General features: G+C 69.8%; 12 protein-coding genes. 6 read left to right on the top strand and 6 right to left on the bottom strand.

Going from position 1 to position 19205, the window contains the following annotated elements; genetic code table 11:
• Positions 1–2 precede the first annotated feature (2 nt).
• Both MYSTI_RS19705 and MYSTI_RS19700 read left to right on the top strand, forming a co-directional pair.
• Entirely contained in the window at positions 3–707 is a 705-nt protein-coding gene (locus tag MYSTI_RS19705; RefSeq protein WP_144370109.1) for an ATP-binding cassette domain-containing protein, read from the top strand.
• Positions 700–1710, top strand: a complete 1011-nt coding sequence (locus tag MYSTI_RS19700) for an MlaD family protein (protein ID WP_015349545.1) — start codon at positions 700–702, stop codon at positions 1708–1710. Before MYSTI_RS19705 ends, MYSTI_RS19700 begins: the two co-directional genes overlap by 8 nt.
• An 18-nt stretch (positions 1711–1728) precedes the next feature.
• Here the strand turns inward: MYSTI_RS19700 and MYSTI_RS19695 are convergent, their stop codons facing one another.
• Positions 1729–2793, bottom strand: coding sequence for a hypothetical protein (locus tag MYSTI_RS19695; RefSeq protein WP_044280910.1), 1065 nt, complete (start codon positions 2791–2793; stop codon positions 1729–1731).
• Between the two features lie 257 nt (positions 2794–3050).
• On the opposite strand from MYSTI_RS19695, the gene MYSTI_RS19690 reads away from it, so the two are divergent.
• From MYSTI_RS19690 to MYSTI_RS19680, 3 genes are all read left to right on the top strand, one after another.
• A complete protein-coding gene (locus MYSTI_RS19690; protein WP_015349543.1) occupies positions 3051–5807 on the top strand; it encodes a phospholipase D-like domain-containing protein in 2757 nt (918 codons plus the stop codon).
• Between the two features lie 10 nt (positions 5808–5817).
• A complete protein-coding gene (locus MYSTI_RS19685) occupies positions 5818–6669 on the top strand; it encodes a metallophosphoesterase (RefSeq protein WP_015349542.1) in 852 nt (283 codons plus the stop codon).
• A gap of 106 nt (positions 6670–6775) precedes the next feature.
• Positions 6776–8494, top strand: a complete 1719-nt coding sequence (locus MYSTI_RS19680) for a DEAD/DEAH box helicase (protein ID WP_015349541.1) — start codon at positions 6776–6778, stop codon at positions 8492–8494.
• A 9-nt stretch (positions 8495–8503) separates the two neighbouring features.
• Here MYSTI_RS19680 and MYSTI_RS19675 read toward each other — a convergent pair whose 3' ends face one another.
• The 5 genes from MYSTI_RS19675 to MYSTI_RS19655 all read right to left on the bottom strand — a co-directional run bounded on the left by MYSTI_RS19675 (position 8504) and on the right by MYSTI_RS19655 (position 14403).
• Positions 8504–9184 carry a Fe2+-dependent dioxygenase gene (locus MYSTI_RS19675; RefSeq protein ID WP_015349540.1) on the bottom strand — a complete coding sequence of 227 codons (681 nt, stop codon included), beginning with the start codon at positions 9182–9184 and terminating at the stop codon, positions 8504–8506.
• A gap of 15 nt (positions 9185–9199) precedes the next feature.
• Positions 9200–11446: a TonB-dependent receptor gene (locus tag MYSTI_RS19670; RefSeq protein ID WP_233278325.1), complete on the bottom strand. Its 2247-nt coding sequence runs from the start codon at positions 11444–11446 to the stop codon at positions 9200–9202.
• Between the two features lie 182 nt (positions 11447–11628).
• The gene (locus MYSTI_RS19665) at positions 11629–12909 is read right to left on the bottom strand and encodes a PepSY-associated TM helix domain-containing protein (RefSeq protein WP_015349538.1); all 1281 of its coding nucleotides are present in this window, start codon (positions 12907–12909) and stop codon (positions 11629–11631) included.
• Positions 12910–12917: 8 nt separating this feature from the next.
• Positions 12918–13778, bottom strand: a complete 861-nt coding sequence (locus tag MYSTI_RS19660) for an energy transducer TonB (protein ID WP_233278324.1) — start codon at positions 13776–13778, stop codon at positions 12918–12920.
• A 136-nt stretch (positions 13779–13914) separates the two neighbouring features.
• A complete protein-coding gene (locus MYSTI_RS19655) occupies positions 13915–14403 on the bottom strand; it encodes an NUDIX hydrolase (protein WP_044283823.1) in 489 nt (162 codons plus the stop codon).
• Between the two features lie 244 nt (positions 14404–14647).
• Between MYSTI_RS19655 and gltB the strand changes: the two genes are divergently transcribed.
• On the top strand, positions 14648–19204 hold the full coding sequence (gene gltB, locus MYSTI_RS19650) for a glutamate synthase large subunit (protein ID WP_015349535.1): 4557 nt from the start codon (positions 14648–14650) through the stop codon (positions 19202–19204).
• Position 19205 lies beyond the last annotated feature (1 nt).

The raw sequence follows: 19205 nt of genomic DNA, 5'->3' as shown, positions 1-19205 counted from the left end.
ACGTGCGCGTCGCGTTCGAGCAAGGCCGGCGCGTGCTCGACGGCATGACGGCGGAGATCTCCACGCGTGAGCTGACGTTCATCGCGGGAGCCAGTGGCTCGGGCAAGAGCGTGCTGTGTCGCATGGCCGTGGGACTGCTGCGTCCGGACGCTGGGAGCGTCGAGCTCTGGGGCGAGCGCGTCGACACCCAGCCCGAGCGAGAGTTGGTGCGCCTGCGGCGGCGCGCGCCCTATCTCGTACAAGGCCCCGCGCTGCTCGACTGGCGCACGCTGCGGGAGAACGTGCGGCTCGCGGACCCGAGCGCCGCCGAGGACGCCGTGGAGTCCGCGCTCGAACAGGTGGGGCTGCTGGAGTGGGCGGACCGACTGCCTCCCGAGCTGGGACCGGGCGCCAAGAAGCGCACCGCCATCGCGCGGGCCCTGGTGTTGAAGCCGCGCTACCTGCTCCTGGATGAGCCCACCACGGGGCTGGACCGGCGCGCGGCGTCGCAAGTGGAAGAGGTCCTCTCCTCCCTGAAGTCCCGAGGGCTGGGCGGGCTGGTGGTGACTCATGACTACCGCCAGCTCCGAGGACTCGCGGATCGCGTGCTGGTCGTGGCCCAGGGGCGCTGTGCCTACCTGGGTCCCCCTGAAGGTTTCCTGGAGTCCTCCGCGCCGGAGCTCCGAGTGCTGACGGCGCCGTTCATGGAGGGTGCGACGGATGGATGAGCGACGGTTGGAATTGAAGGTAGGCGCCCTGGTGCTGGCCGCGGTGGTGGGCGTGTTCGTGCTGCTGTGGCTGATGGGGGAGCTGACGCTGGGTTCGACTTCGCTGCTGGCCGTGGACTTCGGCCACACGGGCAACGTGGTCGAAGGCGCCCCCGTGAAGCTCGCCGGTGTCCAGGTGGGCCGCGTCCAGGCCATCCGACTGATGCCGGAGCGAAGGGATGCTCGCGGCCGGTCGCTGCCGGTGCGCATGGAGTTGGCCGTGGACCCGCCGTCACTGGGTGCGCTGCGCTCGGATGCGCGCGTGACGGTGGCGACCGTGGGCCTCCTGGGCGAGCCCTACCTCGAGCTGAACCCTGGAACACAGCCCGCACCGCTGCCAGCGGGTGAGGCACTGCGAGGCGTCGATGCACCGCGCCTGGACGTGCTCGCGGAGAAGCTCTCCGGCTTCGTGGAGACCCTCTCCGCGATGCTGGAGAAGGACCCCGAAGCGGTGACGGACCTGGTCGCCAACGTGTCTCGCTTGACCCGGACGTTGAACGAGATGCTCACCGAGAACAAAGGCGACGTGAAGGTGCTGGCCACGGAGCTGGCCGCGGCGTCGAAGGACTTGAGGCAGCTCTCACAGCTCGCCCGAGAGGCCATGCAGCCCGGAGGCAAGGCCGCGAAGCTGCTCGATGACGCGGCGGCGACAGCGGCGGTGCTGCGCAGCGACCTCCCCGGCCTGACGAAGTCCGCGGGGACGACGCTGGACGGCCTGGCCGCCGTCACGGGCGCGCTGACTCCCGAGGATGGTCAACGCGTGAAGCTGGCCCTGGAGAAGCTCACGTCCGCGGCGGGACAGCTGGACTCCATCGCCACTCGGGCGGACCGGGTCCTCGCGCGGATTGAAGCGGGAGAAGGAACGGTCGGCTCCGTCCTCCAGGACCCCACCCTCTACAACGAGCTGCGCACGCTGGTGACAGACCTGCGCAAGCATCCCTGGAAGATGCTGTGGAAGGACTGAGCAGGCCCCACCGCGCACTCACGGGCCGTGGGTATCCCGGTCCCTCAGCACGGCATACGCGGAGCGGATGCGCCCCGCGGTGTCATACGACAGCGGGGTTCCATCCCACGGCTCCGGCGCGATGATGCCCCGGTCCTGCGTCGCACAGCGGTCCGCCGTCGAGCACTGGTTCGAATGGTTGTAGTAGTAGATGCGAGTGATTCGTGCGCTCAGGCTCGGCAGTCTCAAGATGAACTTCGTCGTGTCACGCTGGGACACGTCGCCGAACACCTGCCCGTTGGCGTTCCGGTAGAAGGCCCCCACTTCCGTGAGCCAGATGTGCCCGACGTCCCAGGAGGCGTCGAGGCCCTGCAGCCAACCCAAGAACGTCCGCGTCGTACAACTCGAGTCCCCGGGCACGCAGTGCGCGCCGCTCGCCTGATAGCGGTTGGCGTCGTGGTGGGGATGGATGCTCCAGAGCTTGGGGCGGTGGCCCCGGAGGAAGAGGCGGTAGCGGTCCCAGTATGAGTCACCGGGTGTGGCGTCGAACTCGCCCGCGGCCACGGTGCACGTCGGACAGATGCTCACCACCAGCCGGTAATAGAACGCGGCGCGCAGGGGGCCACAGTTCTCCAGGTCCTCGCTGGCGCAGGTGGGCTGGTCCAGTGGGACGCCACTCTGGAGGACGGAGTCAGGGAAGTTCGGCTCGTTCCAGGCACCCACCAGGGTGATGGCCGGATAGGTCGCGTGGAAGGCCTCGAAGGCCGCACGGTACTCCCCATCCGTGGGCGCCAGATACTTGCCATTGGCAGCCTTGTGCTGGTCGCTCGGGCCGAGGGTGACATACGGCTCCACCGACTTCGCCGCCGCGGCCTGCAACCACGCCTCGAACCTCTGTCTCCTCGCATCCGTGGTGGGACGCAGCGCCACGTCATAGGGCACGACCACTCGCGCACGCTTCACGTTGAGCCCGTCCCACGCGGGATGGGTGAAGGTGTCCGGGTCGGAGTCCGAGATGCCCAGCGCGAAGCTCACCTGCGAATCTCCGCGCGACGCCACCGCGCCCGAGGGCGCCTCATCCGGTCGCTCACTTCCACAGCCCACGACACTCGCGACGGCGAGCGCCAGCCACAGACGACTCCTACAGCGCGATGAGAGGGTCATGGCAAACAAGAATACCTGGCCTCCCCGCAAAGGCATACTCATTGCCTATAGCAACCAGTTGCATCCGCCGCGTGGTGCCTCACGCCCGAGGTGGCACGCCCTCCTGTTCCAAGAGTGAAGCTCCAGGGTGATACCCCTGGGGTTTGACGTGGGACCGGGCATAATGGGCGGCCGGTTGTCCGGGAAGTGCACACACCATGTTCCGTCGTCTCGTGGTCGTCTTCGATGCCGGCTCGGAGTCCGAGCAGGTCATTCATTGGGTCCAGCGGCTGACCGCCGCTCCCGAGGCCGTCTATCTGTACGGGCTCGTGCCCGAGCGCAGTGAGCTGGAGGCACCTCCGCCCGCCAGCCTCACCGTGCTGGACCGCCTTCGCCACGCCCTGCATGACTGGGATGCCGGCATCCAGGTGAGCGGCGCGCTGGAGACGCACCTCGACACCGGGGGCATCGTCCACGTGGCCACGAAGCACGGCGCGGAGTTGGTCGTCTTCGGTCCGCATCTCGATACGTCGCCGAGAGCCCGCGTGGGCGCCATGCTCATGCTCTGCTTGCGGGAGCACCTCCCCGTGCTCTCCATCGGCAAGGCGGCCGCGCCCTCTCCCGCCACGCCCGCTCGCACGGCGGTGGCTGTCGCGCCGGATGGACGGGGACTCGGCGCCGTGGCCACGTTCCTCTCCCGCTGTGCCGTGCGCTCCGAGTTGGTCGCGCTCACGTCCGAGCTGGAGCCCGAGCAGGTCTCGCATCTCCAGGCCCTGAGCCGGGCCCTGGGCATCGACCAGTTGCTCCACGTCGAAGCCCTCACCGAGAACCCCGCCCACAGTCGCGCCGAGGTCTTCGACGTCGCGGCGCTGCGCTCCGGCGCGGACCTCCTGCTCGTTCCAGCCGATGCCCTCGCCGATGTGGAGGCGCTGATGCTGGGCCTGTTCGGCGCCAAGGCCCTCCAGGAGGCTCGGGTCCCCCTTCTGATGCTGCCCCGCGCGCAGCCCTCGTCCCCGTTGTTCGAGGACACCTACGCGGTCTCCGACTCCCTCTCGGCTCCTGGGCTGGCGCCGCGCTTCGCCGTGGAGCGCGTGGGCTTCATGTCGAGCGTCTCCGTTCCCGACGCCGGAGACCTCACGCTCTTCGAGGGAGGAAACACCCTGGGCCACGGCGGGCATGAGGGAGGCACCGCCGTGCTCGACGCCTCCTGGTTCGAGCACACGAGAGGACCCCATGCCCTCGCGTTCTCCTTCGCGGGAGCCTCGGCCCCCCGACACCTGACGCCCTGCTACGTGCTGGCCCCCGAGAAGCCCGTGCTCCTCGTGGACAGCCTGGTGGACGAGGAGGCGCTCGACGCGGCCCGAGCCTTGGCGGCCGAGCGCTATCACCTGGTCTTCGTGCGGCTGCGCGACAGCGACTCCCTTGCCCAGCAGCGTGCACACCTGCGAGAGAAGCTGCCCGACCTCCCCTGGCCGCTGCTGCTCGATGCCAGCGCATGGCTCGACGATGCGCGCGCCGATGATGTCCCCAGGCAGGTCGATGGCCAGCGGCTCCTGCGAGTCGCGACTCGCCTCGCCGCCGCGCACATCCCCATCGCCGCTGTCCTCACGCGCGATTCATACAAACCTGTCCATCCGCACCTCCGCACCCTGAGCCCCGAGGAGTGCGTGGCGCTGTCGCGGACCACGCCGCTGGAGCCGCTCCCCATTCCCGATGAGCCAGGGGCATTCGCCCGCGAGCTGGTGCTCGCGGGCTGCGGCCCTCGACGGGGAGGGCATGACATCGCGTTCGAGCTCGACAACCGGCTCGCTCGTGAATCCCTCCTGGCCGCCATCGACGCGGCCCGGAGCACCCTCCATTGGCAGTGCTACATCGTCGAGGACGACGCCATCACGGCCCGCATCACGGAGGCCCTGAAGCGCGCCGCATCGCGAGGCGTGCGCGTGCGCTTCCTCGCGGATGCGCTCTACAGCGGCCATGACTCCTTCGGCGCCCTCAACCCCGCGCTCGTCTCCCTGTCGGAGACACCGCTCGTGGAGGTGCGCGCCATTGCCCCGCTCGTCGGTGTCCCGAGCCTCTCCGAGCTCAAGCAGCGCAACCACCGCAAGCTGACGCTCATCGACTCCACGCGGGCCTTCGTCTCCGGACGCAACCTCGGCGCGCCCTACTACACGGGCTTCGACGAGGTGGACCTGCACCGGGACACGCCCTATCGAGACATCCCCTGGCTCGACTGCGGCGCCCGGCTGAAGGGCCCCCTCGTCGGCGACCTCGAGCGCGCGTTCCTGGCCGAGTGGGCCCGGGCCGGCGGCGAACCGTTCGACATCCCGGAGTCAGCTCCCGAGGGGACGATGGCGGCGAGACTGGTCCTCCACGAGGGACTCCGGGATACACACACGCTCGATACACAGCTCGCGCTCATCCGCCATGCGCGCTCACGGCTCGTGCTGGTGAACACCTTCCCCCTGCTGCTCGAGATCCAGAACGCCCTCATCGCCGCCGTGCGCCGGGGCGTGCGCGTGGAGATTCTCTTCGGCAGCGTCCGTCCTCACTACGGAGACGCTCGGACCTACTTCCCGGGCGGAGCCCTCCGTGAAGTGGCGGACCACTACGTGCGCAGCCGGCTGGACGCGGTCATCGCCGCGGGCGCCATCGCCTACGAGCTGGCCCTGCCCACCCGGCCGACGTGGGAACCCGCGCTGGAGCAACTCTGTCCCCACGTCCACGCGAAGCTCCTCGTCTGTGACACCACGGCGGTCGCGGTCGGCAGCGCGAACCTGGACGTCACCGCCGCCTATTGGGAGAGCGAGGCCCTGCTCATCGTCGAGGACCCACCCTTCGCGGAGCGGATGCTCGAAGCCCTGACGCCCCTCTTCGCCACATCGCGGCGCATCGACCGCGAGGACTCGCGCTGGCGCGAAGAAGTCGAGCAACGGGCCTGGGTCGGTCGCAACTGGCCCTCCCTCGTCGGCTGAGCCTTCCTCCATGCCCCTCCCTTCCCTCGAGAGCTTCTGCTTCGCCGCCGTGGGCGACGTGCATGGGCGCATGCACCGGATGGTGTCCTTCCTCCAGGCGTGGTCGAAGCGCGCCCGACACGAGCTGGACTTCGTCCTCCAGGTGGGTGACTTCGAGCCCCACCGCGACGAAGCCGACCTGGCGACCATGGCCGCCCCCGCGCGCCACAAGCACCTGGGCGACTTCGCCGACTACCACCAGAAGCGCCGTCACTTCCCCTGGCCCGTCCACTTCATCGGCGGCAACCACGAGCCCCATGGCTACCTGGACACCGAGCCACGCGGCTTCCAGCTCGCGCCGAACTGCCACTACCTGGGGCGCTCGAGCGCCGTCGACCTGAACGGCCTGAGCGTCGTCGGCGTCTCCGGCATCCACGACGCGGCCTCCTTCCAGAAGCCCCACCCGCCGCTGTCCCTGCTGGGCTCCGTGTCGAACAAGGCCTTCACCTTCTTCCACGAAGAAGACATCGAGCGCGCCCTGGCGTTCGGCCGCGCGGACGTGCTGGTCGTCCACGACTGGCCCTCCGGAATCATCGCGACCCAGGACCGAGGAGCCTTCGCGCAACAGCGCCGCAGCCCCGACGCGGACGCCGTGGGCAACGAGTACGCACGGCTCCTGACAGAGGCGCTCCAACCCCGGCTCGTGCTCTGCGGCCACCTGCACAAGGGCTATCGGGGCGTACTCGCCCACACCTCGGGCCCCCCCTCCCAGGTGTGCTGCCTGGCCAGCGTGGAGCAGGGGGCCGAGGCCTTCGCCGTGTTCCAGGTCTCCTCTCTCGGGATTCGGGAGATCACCCACCTGGGCACCCCGGAACCGGCCTGAGGCCCCCCTGGGCGGACCGTCCACGACACGACGTGTGCGATAGATGTGGGACAGAAGAGCGATTCTTCGAGCCACGAGAGTGGAACCCGGTGGTACAAGCCCCGCCGTGACTTCCGCACCGCCGTCCGCCCCCCCCGACGCCACCTTTGAATCCCTGGGCCTGAAGCCCCAGCTCGTGGAGGCGCTCACGTCCCTCGGTTACGAGGAACCCACGCCTATTCAGCACGCGTCCCTCCCGCCCCTGCTCGCTGGGAAGGACCTGCTGGGCATCGCCGCCACCGGAACCGGCAAGACGGCCGCCTTCGCGCTCCCGCTCCTGCACCACCTGACCCCGGGCAAGGCCCGGCCGCACACCACCTCCGCCCTGGTGCTCGTCCCCACGCGCGAGCTGGCCATGCAGGTGTCCGAGGCCATCCACCGCTACGGCCAGAAGCTGGGCGCCACCGTCCTCCCGCTCTACGGCGGGCAGGTCATCGGCCAGCAGCTTCGCGTCCTCAAGCGCGGCGTGGACGTCGTCGTCGCCACGCCCGGCCGCGCGCTGGACCACCTGCGCCGGGGCACGCTCCAGTTGGACCACGTGCAGACCGTCGTCCTCGACGAGGCCGACGAGATGCTGGACATGGGCTTCGCCGATGACCTGGAGGCCATCCTCTCCGGGACGCCCGAGGACCGGCAGACCGCCCTCTTCTCCGCCACCCTGCCCCCGCGCATCGCGAGCATCGCCGAGCGCCACCTGCGGCAGCCGGTGCGTGTGCGCATCGCCAAGGAGAAGGTGGAGCCGGGTGAGCTGCCGCGCATCCAGCAGACCGCGTTCGTCGTGCCGCGCGCGTTCAAGATCGCCGCGCTGGGCCGCCTGCTCGACGTGGAGTCCCCCACCGCCGCCATCATCTTCTGCCGCACGCGCACGGAGGTGGATGACCTCACCGTGTCCCTCAACGGCCGGGGCTGGCGCGCCCACGCGCTCCACGGCGGCATGACGCAGGAGCAGCGGGATCGCGTCATCAAGCAGCTCAAGTCGCATGGCACCGACCTGCTCGTCGCCACGGACGTCGCCGCGCGAGGCCTGGACATCCCCCGGCTCTCCCACGTGGTGAACTTCGACGTGCCCAACGCCCCGGAGGCGTATGTGCACCGCATCGGCCGCACCGGCCGCGCGGGCCGGGAGGGCGTGGCCATCACGCTGGTGGAGCCTCGCGAGCACCGGCTGCTGCGCAACATCGAGAAGGTGACGGGCCAGCGCATCCAGGTCGCCACCGTCCCCACCGTGGCGGACCTGCGCGCCAAGCGGCAGGAGCTGCTGCGCGCCACCCTGCGCGAGGTGCTGGTGGCCGGTGGCCAGGACTCGTTCCGGAGCCTCGTGGAGGATCTGGCCGGCGAGTTCGAGCCGCTCGACATCGCCGCCGCGGCCGTGAAGCTGCTCCAGGATGCCCAGGACGAGGGCCGCGCGAAGGAAGAGGAAGAGATTCCCGCCGTCGCTCCGCTCCAGGAGCGCAAGGACCGGCCGGGCCGCCCCACGGGTCCCGGTGGCAGGCCGAGTGGTCGCCCCGAGCGTGGGAGCGGTCCTCGCCGTCCGCAGCAGGGCTCCTGGGACACCACGCGCCTCTGGATTGGCGCGGGCCGACAAGCAGGCATCCGCCCCGCGGACCTGGTGGGCGCCATCGCGGGTGAGGCCGGGCTGGACTCGTCCCGCATCGGCGCGATTCAGATCACCGACGCGTTCTCGCTGGTGGAGGTCCCGGAGCCCGACGCCAACCGCGTCATCGCGGCGCTGAAGGCGGCGACGATTCGCGGCCGGAAGGTCCTCATCCGCAAGGACCGGACCTGAACCGCTGACTCAGGGCTCCGCCCATTGGCGGAGCAGGTTGTGGTAGACGCCCGTCAGCATGACCAGGGAGGGGCTCTTGGGCACCTCCTGGTTGAGCTGCATGATGGCGGTGTCCATGTCGAACAGCAGCGCGCGCTTCGACACGTCCCGCACCAGGCTCTGAATCCAGAAGAACGACGCCAGCCTCGCGCCCCGCGTGACGGGCGTCACGTGGTGCAGGCTGGTGGACGGGTAGATGATGAGGTCCCCCGCCGGTAGCTTCACGGCGTGGTGGCCGTAGGTGTCCTCCACCACCAGCTCTCCCCCGTCGTAGCTGTCCGGCTCCGAGAGGAACAGCGTGGCCGACACATCCGTGCGCACGCGCTGCGCCGTCCCCGGAATGGGCCGGATGGCGCCGTCCACGTGCGAGCCGAAGTGCATGTTCGTCTCGTAGCGATTGAACAGCGGCGGGAAGACGCGCTGAGGCAGCACGGCGGAGATGAAGAGCGGACTGCGCTCCAGCCCCGCCAGCACCAGGTCCCCCAGCTCGCGCGCGGCCGCGCCCCCTTCGGGGAGCTGGAGGTTCTGCTTCACCTGCGCGGACTGGTGGCCCGCCGTGACCCGGCCGTCCGTCCAGTCCGCCTTCTCCATCACCGTGCGGCAGCGAGCCACTTCGGCCGCGGTCAGGACGTTTGGGATGTGCAACATCATGACCGCGAACCTCTCTCAGTCGAAGCGGTAGCGAGCCGTCAGCAGGGCCGACATGCCCTCCGCGGGGACGGCGTGACCCGCGTAGTACTGGTCGTAGTACAGCGTGTCGGTGAGGTTGTAGACGTTGAGCTGGACCAGCGCCTTGCCGAACGCGTAGCTCGCGAAGGCATCGAAGCGCCAGAAGTTCGGCACGTAGTTCGTCACCGCGGTGGCCGAGGTCGGGTTGTTGACGCTCGTGACGTCCTGGTAGATGGCGCCGCCACCCAAGGTGAAGTCCTTCAGGGGGGAGTACGTCGTCCACAGCGAGAGGCTGTGGCGCGGCGTGTTGGGCAGCCGCTGGCCGACCATGTGCGGCGTCGTGTGCTCGACGATGGCGGAGTCCATCAGCGTGTAGTTGGCGAGCACCTTCCAGCGCTCGACGATGGTGCCGGCCACGCCCAGGTTGAGGCCCTGCACGCGCTGCTCACCGGCGAGCACCTGCGGCGGCCCTTCCGGGTTGGTGTTGGGCACGCGCGCGTCCGTCTTGTTGATGCGGAACACCGCGGCGGTGAGCCCCAGCCGATCCTCGAGCAGGTCCGCCTTCGCGCCCGCCTCGATGATGGTGTTCTTCTCCGGGTCCAGGCTCACGGTGTCGGCGGCCAGCGTGCCCAGCTCGGCGGAGGGGCTCGCGGAGGTGCCGTACATGCCGTAGACGCTCACCTTCTCCACCGGCTTGAGGACCACGCCCGCGCGCCAGTTGAGGAGGTGGTCGCTGCTCTGCAGCCGGGTCTTCGCGCCCGAGGCGGCCGTGGAGACGTAGTCCGTGTTGAACACGTCCCAGCGCACCGAGCCCAGCAGCTCCACATAGGGCCCCAGCTCGATCTGGTCGGCGATGTAGAGGCCCAGCGTCCGCTGCACGCTCACGCTGGCGCTGGAGAACACGGGCGACACCGCGGAAAGGTCCGGGTCCGAGTCCGGGTTGAACAGGTCCGCCGGGAGGTTGGGGCCCGTCGGCAGGCCCACCGCGTTGAGGTTGAAGCGGCCCTGGCTGCGCTTCTCCCAGGTCAGCTCCACGCCCGCGTTGGCGCTGTGCTCGAGGAAGCCCGTCGTCAGCTCACCGCCCACCGCGGCCTGGTTGGCGAGGTACGAGTTGTCCGTCTCCGTCTGGAAGCGCTGCCGGCCGATGGTCGTCGGGGCCCCCGCGGGCGTCAGGCCTCGCGGCGCGGTGGGGCTGGCGAAGCGGTCCACGCGGCCGAAGCGCAGCGTGTTGGTGAACTGGAGCGACTCGCCCAGGCCCTGGGTGACGCGGGCGGTGGCGACGTGCGCGTCCACGCGCTCCTTGTCGGACTTCACGCCGTAGAAGTTCTCGCGCGGCACGTCGAGCGACTCGGTGACGGGGCTGCCGTTGAAGTACGGCACGCCGTAGTCCGGGATGCCGTCCTCCCGCTGGAACATGTAGTCCATCTCCAGCGTGGTGCGCTCCGCGAGCTTGTAGCGCAGCGACGGCGCCACACCCACGCGGTTGTCCTTCGTCACGTCGCGGCCCGCCGTCGAGGACAGCTGGCCCATGACGTTCAGGCGGAGCTGGAGGTCCTCGGACAGCACCTGGTTGATGTCCGCGTCGACACGGCCCGTGGGCGCGGTGCCGCCGCTGAGCGCCACCTCCTGGAAGGACGTGCGCTTGGGCTTCTTCGTCACCAGGTTGATGGCGCCACCGGCGGAGCCACGGCCGAAGAGCACGGACGACGGACCGAAGTACGCCTCCACGCCCTCCAGGTTGAACGTGTCGCGCGTGAACCAGCCCAGGTCACGGGCACCATCGCGGGACACGTCGTTCTGCGCGGAGAAGCCCCGCAGCATGAAGGAGTCACCCTGGCGGACCCCCTCGCCTGCGCTCATCGTGATGCCGGAGACGTTGCGGAGCGCGTCCCGCACCGTCGTCGCCCGCTGCTCCTCCATCACCGCCTCGGGCACCACCGTCACCGACTGCGGCGTGTTCACCAGGGCCTTCTGCACCTTGGGCAGCGCGCTCTCACGGACCTGATAGCTCTCCGTCTCCCCCTGCACCTCCAGGGTGGGCAGCACGAAGCGGCCCTCCGTGCCCTGCTGGGACTCCGTCGACGCGGGCGCCTGCTCGGCAGGGGCCGCCGAGGCCTCCACCGGCGCCTCCGCGCGAGGCGTCTCCGCCGCGGGCTCCTGCGCCACCGCGCCACCCGCCGCCAGCGCGGACACCAACCCCACCGCCGGCCCCCACGGCTTCAGCGCCGCCCGAACTCCACCCACGTGCCCCACACTCGACCGGATGCCAGCGCTACGCGACTTGCTGAACGACATGGACTTCTCCACTCCCGGCCGCACTCGTGGCGCCGGGCTCTCAATAGAAATTCGCGGAAACGACGATTATTAGAATCAATAAGCTGGCACCCGAAGGTGCCGCGGGAACCTCGCCCGCCCGGGGAAGAGTCCTAGGCGGGGGTCTCCGATTCGCCCGTGGACGCGGGCACCTCGGCGCGCGGCTGGCGTCGAGGGAAGAAGCGCCGCCACGACAGGGCGAAGCCCGTCCACACCAGGAAGGCCCCCGCCAACGAGGCGATGGCGGCGATGAGCTGGCCCGGCCACCCCAGCGCCTCACCCGTGTGGAGGAAGCGCAGCCAGGAGCGCATCTGGCGGCCCGAGTTCAGGTCCGCATAGCCCTCGCGCTTCGCCACCTGTCCGGTGAAGGGGTCCACCGAGACTTGCGTGGAGGAGAACAGCGGCCAGGCGTCCTTCTCCTTCACGCTGAACGACACGGCGTCGGCCTTCGGCGGGCCCGGGGGCTCCGACGGCTTGCCCTGCTCACCCCCACGAGGCTCGCCCCCACCCTTCGGGCCACCGGGCTGCTCCGACGGCTTGCCCTGCGCGCCCTTGGGCGGCGACGGGATTCGGTAGGTGATGCTCGCCCACGTGGGGACCTGCTCCTGGACGGTGGACACCATCGCGCTCACCGTCTTGCGCTCGGTGCCGGTCTCCGGAGCGGGGACCTTCACGCCTCCGCCGCCCTGCGCGGGAACGGCGTTGCCCGTCACCGTGTAGACGAGGTCACTCGCCCACTTGTACGAGATGACCATGCCGGACGCCGTGAGAACGACGAGCACGGGCAGCATCCAGAAGCCCATCACGTTGTGCCAGTTGAAGTCGCGAGCCTTGCCCTTCAACCCACCGCGGAACCACACCACGGAGCGCACGGCCTTGCGCGACCAGTTGCGCGGCCACCACAGGTAGAGACCCGACAGCGCCAGGAAGAGGAAGCCCGCGTTGGACGCCCCGGTGATGGCCTTGCCCACGGCGCGGTTGTCGCCGCCCGTGGCCAGCCACCGGTGCCACTCCTCCATCAGGTGGAAGAACGAACGCCACCCCTTCGACCCGCTCTCGAGCACCTCACCCGAGTAGGGATTCACGTAGAGCACCGCCGTGCGGCCCAGCGCCACCTGCGCGGACGCCGTCTCGGAGGGATACACGGTGATGCCAGACACCTGGGCTTCCGGCCGGGCCTCGCGCACCTTCGCCAGCAGTTCCTCGACGGTGAGCCTGCGGGCATCCGCGCCCGGAGCGGGCACGGTGCGAGCCTCCGACTCCGCCCACGCGATGACCTGCGGCTGGAAGGCCAGGGCCACGCCCGTCACCGACATGATGGCCACGACGATGCCGGTGACGATGCCCACGGCGAGGTGAATCCAGAAGAGCGTCTTGCGAAACGGAAGAACCATGGCCTTCGTCACTTCAAGGTGAACTGGATGGGCAGCTCGAGGATGACTCGCACGGGCTTGCCCTGGCGCCCGATGGCGGGCGTGAAGCGCCAACGGTTGACGGCTTCGATGGCGGCGGCGTCGAGCGCGGGGATGGAGCGCAGCACGCGCGTGTGCTCGGCCTCCACCTCACCATCGACTCCGACGATGATGCGAACCAGCACGAGGCCCTGGACGCCCTCGCTCTTGGCGCGGCGCGGATAGTCCGGCCGGGGCTGCTTCAACACGGACGGCGGACGGAGCACCTGGCCCAGCCCCACCGCGTCACCCAGCGTTCCCGTGGCGCCCACGATGCCGCCCTGGGTTCCCCCGACCGCACCGCCCACGACGCCCCCCGCAACGGACGGGACGGGGCTCGAGTCCGCCGGCGCATCCGCCACGGCTTCGGGGGTGCTCGGCGCGTCATTCGCGACGGGCGGAGTCTCATCGACCGGGGGCTCGACAACCTCCGGCTTCGGCTGGGGTTGGATGGACGTCTCCATCACCGGCCGCGCCACGCGGGGACGGGAGGGACGCGCCGCTCGCTCCACGGGAACCGAGCGGGCCGCGCCCGACGACGGGGCGGGAGGAGGTGGCGCGAAGGCGAGCAACACCAGCTCCGGCTCCTCGGCGGCCGGGGGGAACTCCGGCGCACTCGCCGGCATGGCCATGCCCGCCGCGACCACTCCCGCGTGGACCACCACCGCCGTCACGAGCGCCCAGCCCCATCGGGTCCAGAGCCCTTCCCGCTCCGCGACCTCTCCCATGCGGAAGAGTCGCGAGGAGACCACCACCCGCGGCTCAGCGGGTCGCTCACTCTCCAGGGCCGGAAGACCGAAATTGAGAATCATTCTCACTTTCACGCGGCATCAGGAGTACGTCGTTTCCCGTGGAGCCGTCAACGCACGGAGCGAACAACGCCGCATTTGTTTCATCAGGGCGGCAAATACACGCACTGCGCGCAGGGGGCTTCGACGACCCCGCGCATCAAAGTCGCGTGTAATTCCAGCTCAACGCGCGTCCTCCTGAATACGGCATCACGCCGTGAAACACGCGAGGGTCTTCGTCGAAGACGAGGGGCAGGAAGTGCCTGTCCCCGTCCCACATGGGCAAGCGGGGCAGCTCCGTCAGCGGGACCCAGGACAGCGTGCCTTCGGGGTTGCGCTCGAAGGGAGTGCCTTCGAAGGCATCGATGCGGAACACGAAGCCCAGCCAGTCTTCACCTTGTTTGCCAAAGCCCGGCCAGGAGAGCGTGCCGCGCAGCACCATGCGCGTGCACTCGATGCCCGCCTCTTCGCGAATCTCGCGGCGCATGCAGGCGGCGACATCCTCATCGCGCTCCATCTTCCCGCCCAGCCCGTTGTACTTGCCCAGGTGCGCGTCATCCGGTCTCGCGACGCGATGGATGAGCAGCACGCGCTGCCTGTCCTCGGACATGACGTAGCCGAGGGTGCCGATGATGGGGGAATAGGGCATGCGCCGCTTCATAGCGGATTCCCCCGGGTCGCCGACCTCCCTCGTGCGGGCCCCCCACCCCTCCCTCCCGGGTCGGGTCCTCGCCCACGGGTGGACATCCGTCGCCTTCGCGACAGAAAGCGGCCGGGCCCCCAGGCCCACCCTTCCTCCGAGGGGCCCCGTCTTTACGCGAGTCAACGCAACGCGTTAGCCTGGAGCGACACAGCAATGACCTCTCGCGTCACGCGGGAGAAAGGGGAAGTTGATGTCCGCGATCCTCCCCGGCCGGTACGGCCTCTATGAGCCCGAAACCGAACATGACGCCTGTGGCGTCGGTTTCGTGGCCCACCTGAGAGGTGAACGCTCTCGCGGAATCGTCGAGGACGCCCTGGAGCTCCTCAACCGCCTGAGCCACCGCGCGGCGGCGGGGAAGGACCCTCGGACGGGAGATGGCGCGGGCATCCTGGTGCAGCTCCCGCACCGCTTCTTCGAGCACGAGGCCCCCACCCTGGGCTTCGAGCTTCCTCCCCGCAGGCAGTACGGCGTGGCGCAGGTCTTCCTCCCGCAAGAGGTGGACGCGCGGGCCGCGTGTGAAGCGGCGCTGGAGGAGGTCGTCACCGAGGAGGGTCAACGCGTGCTGGGCTGGCGCGATGTCCCGGTGGCCCCCGAGCACCTGGGGCCCGTGGCTCGCGAGGCCGCGCCGGTCATCCGGCAGCTCTTCATCGCCCGGCGCCGCGTGGTCCCCAGCGCCTTCGAGCGCAAGCTGTACCGCATCCGCAAGCTCACGGAGAACCGCGTCCTCGCGCGAGGCGTGGACCCGAAGGGCCGCTTCCACATCGCCAGCCTCTCGTCCGAGACACTCGTCTACAAGGGCCTGCTGCTGCCCGCGGACCTCCCTCGCTTCTACGCGGACCTCCAACACACGGAGTTCGTCAGCGCGCTGGGGCTGGTCCACTCGCGCTTCTCCACCAACACGTTCCCCACGTGGGAGCTGGCGCAGCCGTTCCGCTTCATCGCGCACAACGGCGAAATCAACACCCTGCGTGGCAATCGCAACTGGATGACAGCCCGGCGCGGCCTGCTCCAGACGGCGCGGTTGGGGGGGAGCCTGGAGCCGTTGTGGCCCATCATCGTCCCGGGCAAGAGCGACTCCGCGCAGTTCGACAACATGGTGGAGCTGCTCTACCTGGGCGGCCGCACCCTGCCCCACGCGATGATGATGATGATTCCGGAGGCGTGGGAAGGTGACGCGCTGATGGAGGACGACAAGCGCGCCTTCTACGAGTACTCGTCGGCGCTGCTGGAGCCGTGGGATGGCCCCGCAGCCATCGCCTTCACGGATGGACAGCTCATCGGCGCCACGCTGGACCGCAACGGGCTGCGTCCCGCGCGCTACCTGGTGACCGAGGATGACCGCATCATCCTCGCCTCGGAGACGGGGGTCATCGACGTGCCTCCGTCCCAGGTGCGGCGCAAGGGCCGACTGACGCCGGGGCGCATGCTGCTGGTGGACACCACCGAGGGGCGCATCCTCGAGGACGCGGAGGTGAAGCGCGACATCAGCACGCGCTGGCCCTACCGCAAGTGGCTGGAGCGCAACGTCTTCACCTTCGAGGACCTGCCCACCGTCCCCGCACCGGAGCGGCTGAGGGGCGACGAGTTGTCCCGGCTCCAGGGATCCTTCGGCTACACGCTCGAGGAACTCCGCGCGGTGCTCACGCCCATGGCGGAGACGGGCAAGGAGCCCGTGGGCTCCATGGGCACGGACACGCCGCTCGCGGTGCTCAGCGACCAGTCCCCCAGCCTCTTCTCGTACTTCCATCAGCTCTTCGCGCAGGTGACCAATCCGCCCATCGACCCGCTGCGCGAGTCGCTGGTGATGACACTCGCCACGGCGCTGGGCCCGGAGAGCAACACCTTCGAGGAGACCCCTGAGCAGTGCCACCGGCTCTCGCTGCCCGGCCCCATCCTCACCAACGGGCAGCTCGCGCGGCTGGCGTCCATCCGTGGCGAGGGCCTGTTCGAGACACGGCGCCTGTCGCTGCTCTACCCGCTGAGTGGCGGAGAGGGCGCGCTGGAGACGGCGGTCGAGAAGCTGTGCGCGGCGGCGGTGGACGCGGTCGATGGCGGCGCCAGCATCCTGCTCCTGAGTGACCGGGGCGTGGATGTGGCGCACGCGGCCATCCCCGCGCTGCTGGCGGTCTCCGCGGTCCACCAGCGTCTGGTCCGCGACGGCATCCGCATGTACACGGGCCTGCTGCTGGAGACGGCGGAGGCGCGTGAGGTCCACCACTTCGCCTGTCTCTTCAGCTACGGCGCGGCGGCGGTGAACCCGTATCTCGCGCTGGACACGGTGCGCGCCCTGGCGGACGCGAACGAGCTGGCCGTGGACGCGGAGAAGGCCCAGGCACACTTCATCCACGCGGTGGAGGAAGGGCTGATGAAGGTGATGTCCAAGATGGGCATCTCCACGCTCCAGTCCTACCGGGGCTCGCAGCTCTTCGAGGCCGTGGGACTGCAACGCGGCTTGATTGAACGGCACTTCACGGGCACGCCTTCGCGAGTCGAAGGTGTCGGCCTGCCGGAGCTGGGGCGCGAGGTGGCGGAGCGCCATGCCCGAGGCTTCGAGCACCCGGAGGGACAGCTCCCCGTCGGTGGCCAGTACCGCTGGCGCCGCCAGGGCGAGCGACACAAGTGGAACCCGGCGACGATTGCCCGGCTCCAGGCCGCGGTGCGCGGCAACGACGCTGCACAGTTCGCGGAGTACTCGCGGCTGGCGGACGATGAGACGCGCGAGCACTGCAACCTGCGGGGGCTGCTGGACATCCAGACGGAGGGCCGCCAGCCCGTCGAGCTGGAGGAAGTCGAGTCGGCTCACTCCCTGGCGCGCCGCTTCGTCACGGGGGCCATGTCCTTCGGCTCCATCAGCGCGGAGGCGCACGAGACGCTGGCCATCGCGATGAACCGGCTGGGCGGACGCTCCAACAGCGGCGAGGGTGGAGAGGAGTCCCGGCGCTACACGCGCGATGCGCACGGCGACCTGCGCCGCAGCGCCATCAAGCAGGTGGCCAGCGCCCGCTTCGGGGTCACCACCGAGTACCTGGTCAACGCCGACGAGCTGCAGATCAAGGTCGCTCAAGGCGCCAAGCCTGGTGAGGGCGGCCAGCTCCCCGGGCACAAGGTGGATGAGCGCATCGCCAAGGTCCGCTGGTCCACGCCCGGCGTGACGCTCATCTCCCCTCCTCCGCACCACGACATCTACTCCATCGAGGACCTGGCGCAGCTCATCTACGACCTCCAGTCCACCAACCCGACGGCGCGAGTCAGCGTGAAGCTGGTGAGCGAGGTCGGCGTGGGCACCATCGCCGCGGGCGTGGCGAAGGCCGGCGCGGGCTGCGTGGTGGTCTCCGGCTACGAAGGCGGCACGGGCGCATCCCCCATCTCGAGCATCCACCACGCGGGCCTGCCCTGGGAGCTGGGACTGGCGGAGACGCAGCAGGTCCTGGTGCACAACGGGCTTCGCTCGCGCATCCGCGTCCAGGCGGATGGAGGATTGCGCACCGCACGCGACGTGCTCGTGGCCGCGCTGCTGGGCGCCGAGGAGTTCGGCCTGGCCACCGCGAGCCTCGTGGCCGTGGGCTGCGTGATGCTGCGCAAGTGCCACCTCAACACCTGCTCGGCGGGCATCGCCACGCAGGACGCCGGGCTGCGAGAGCACTTCCAGGGCAAGCCCGAGGACGTGGTGAACTTCTTCCTCCTCCTCGCCGAGGACCTGCGCCAGCGGATGGCCGCGCTGGGGGCTCGGACTCTCGAGGAGCTGGTGGGCCGGGTGGACCTGCTGCGCCAGCGCGCGACGGTGGACCACTGGAAGGCGCGGCGCGTGGACCTCTCCGCGCTCCTGGCCGCTCCCGCCGCGCCCGCGAGCGAGCCTCGGCACTGCACGGTGCCTCGCTCGAAGGATGTGTCGGACCACCTGGACCACGAGCTGCTCCAGGACGCGAAGGCCGTGCTGGAGGGTGGGCCCGCGATGCTGCTGACGCGGCCGGTGAGCAACACGCACCGCGCCGTGGGAGCCATGCTCTCGGGCGAGATTGCGCGCCGGCATGGCTCGCGGGGGCTTCCCGATGGGCGGCTGCACGTGCGGATGAAGGGCTCCGCGGGGCAGAGCTTCGGCGCGTTCCTGGTCTCGGGTGTCACCTTGGAGCTCGAGGGTGACGCCAACGACTACGTGGGCAAGGGCCTCTCCGGTGGGCGCATCATCGCGTACCCGCACCAGTCCAGCCGCTTCGTCGCGGAGGAGAACGTGCTGGTGGGCAACACCGCCCTCTACGGCGCCACGGCCGGTGAGGTGTACCTGCGCGGGCTCGCGGGTGAGCGCTTCGCCGTGCGCAACAGCGGCGCGCAGGCAGTGGTCGAGGGCGTGGGAGACCACGGCTGCGAGTACATGACCGGAGGCGTGGTGGTGGTGCTGGGCTCCACGGGCCGAAACTTCGCCGCGGGCATGAGCGGCGGCACGGCCTACGTGCTGGACCGGGAGCTCTCCTTCCGGCAGCGCTGCAACCTGGAGATGGTGGAGCTGGAGTCGCTGGTGGACGAGTCGGAGATCTGGCTCGTGCACGGGATGATCGAGCGACACCTGCGCTACACGCACAGCGCGTTGGCGCGGCGGGTGCTCGACAACTGGGAGCTGATGGTGCCCCGGTTCGTGAAGGTGATGCCCACGGACTACAAGCGCGTCCTGCAGGCGCGGCGCGCGGCGAAGCGGCCTCCTGAAGCCTCCGTCACCACGCAGCTTCCACACGTCGTCGGCGGGAGGGGTTGAA

Source organism: Myxococcus stipitatus DSM 14675 (assembly GCF_000331735.1).
Lineage (GTDB): Bacteria > Myxococcota > Myxococcia > Myxococcales > Myxococcaceae > Myxococcus > Myxococcus stipitatus.
This window is presented reverse-complemented; position numbering and strand designations above follow the sequence as displayed.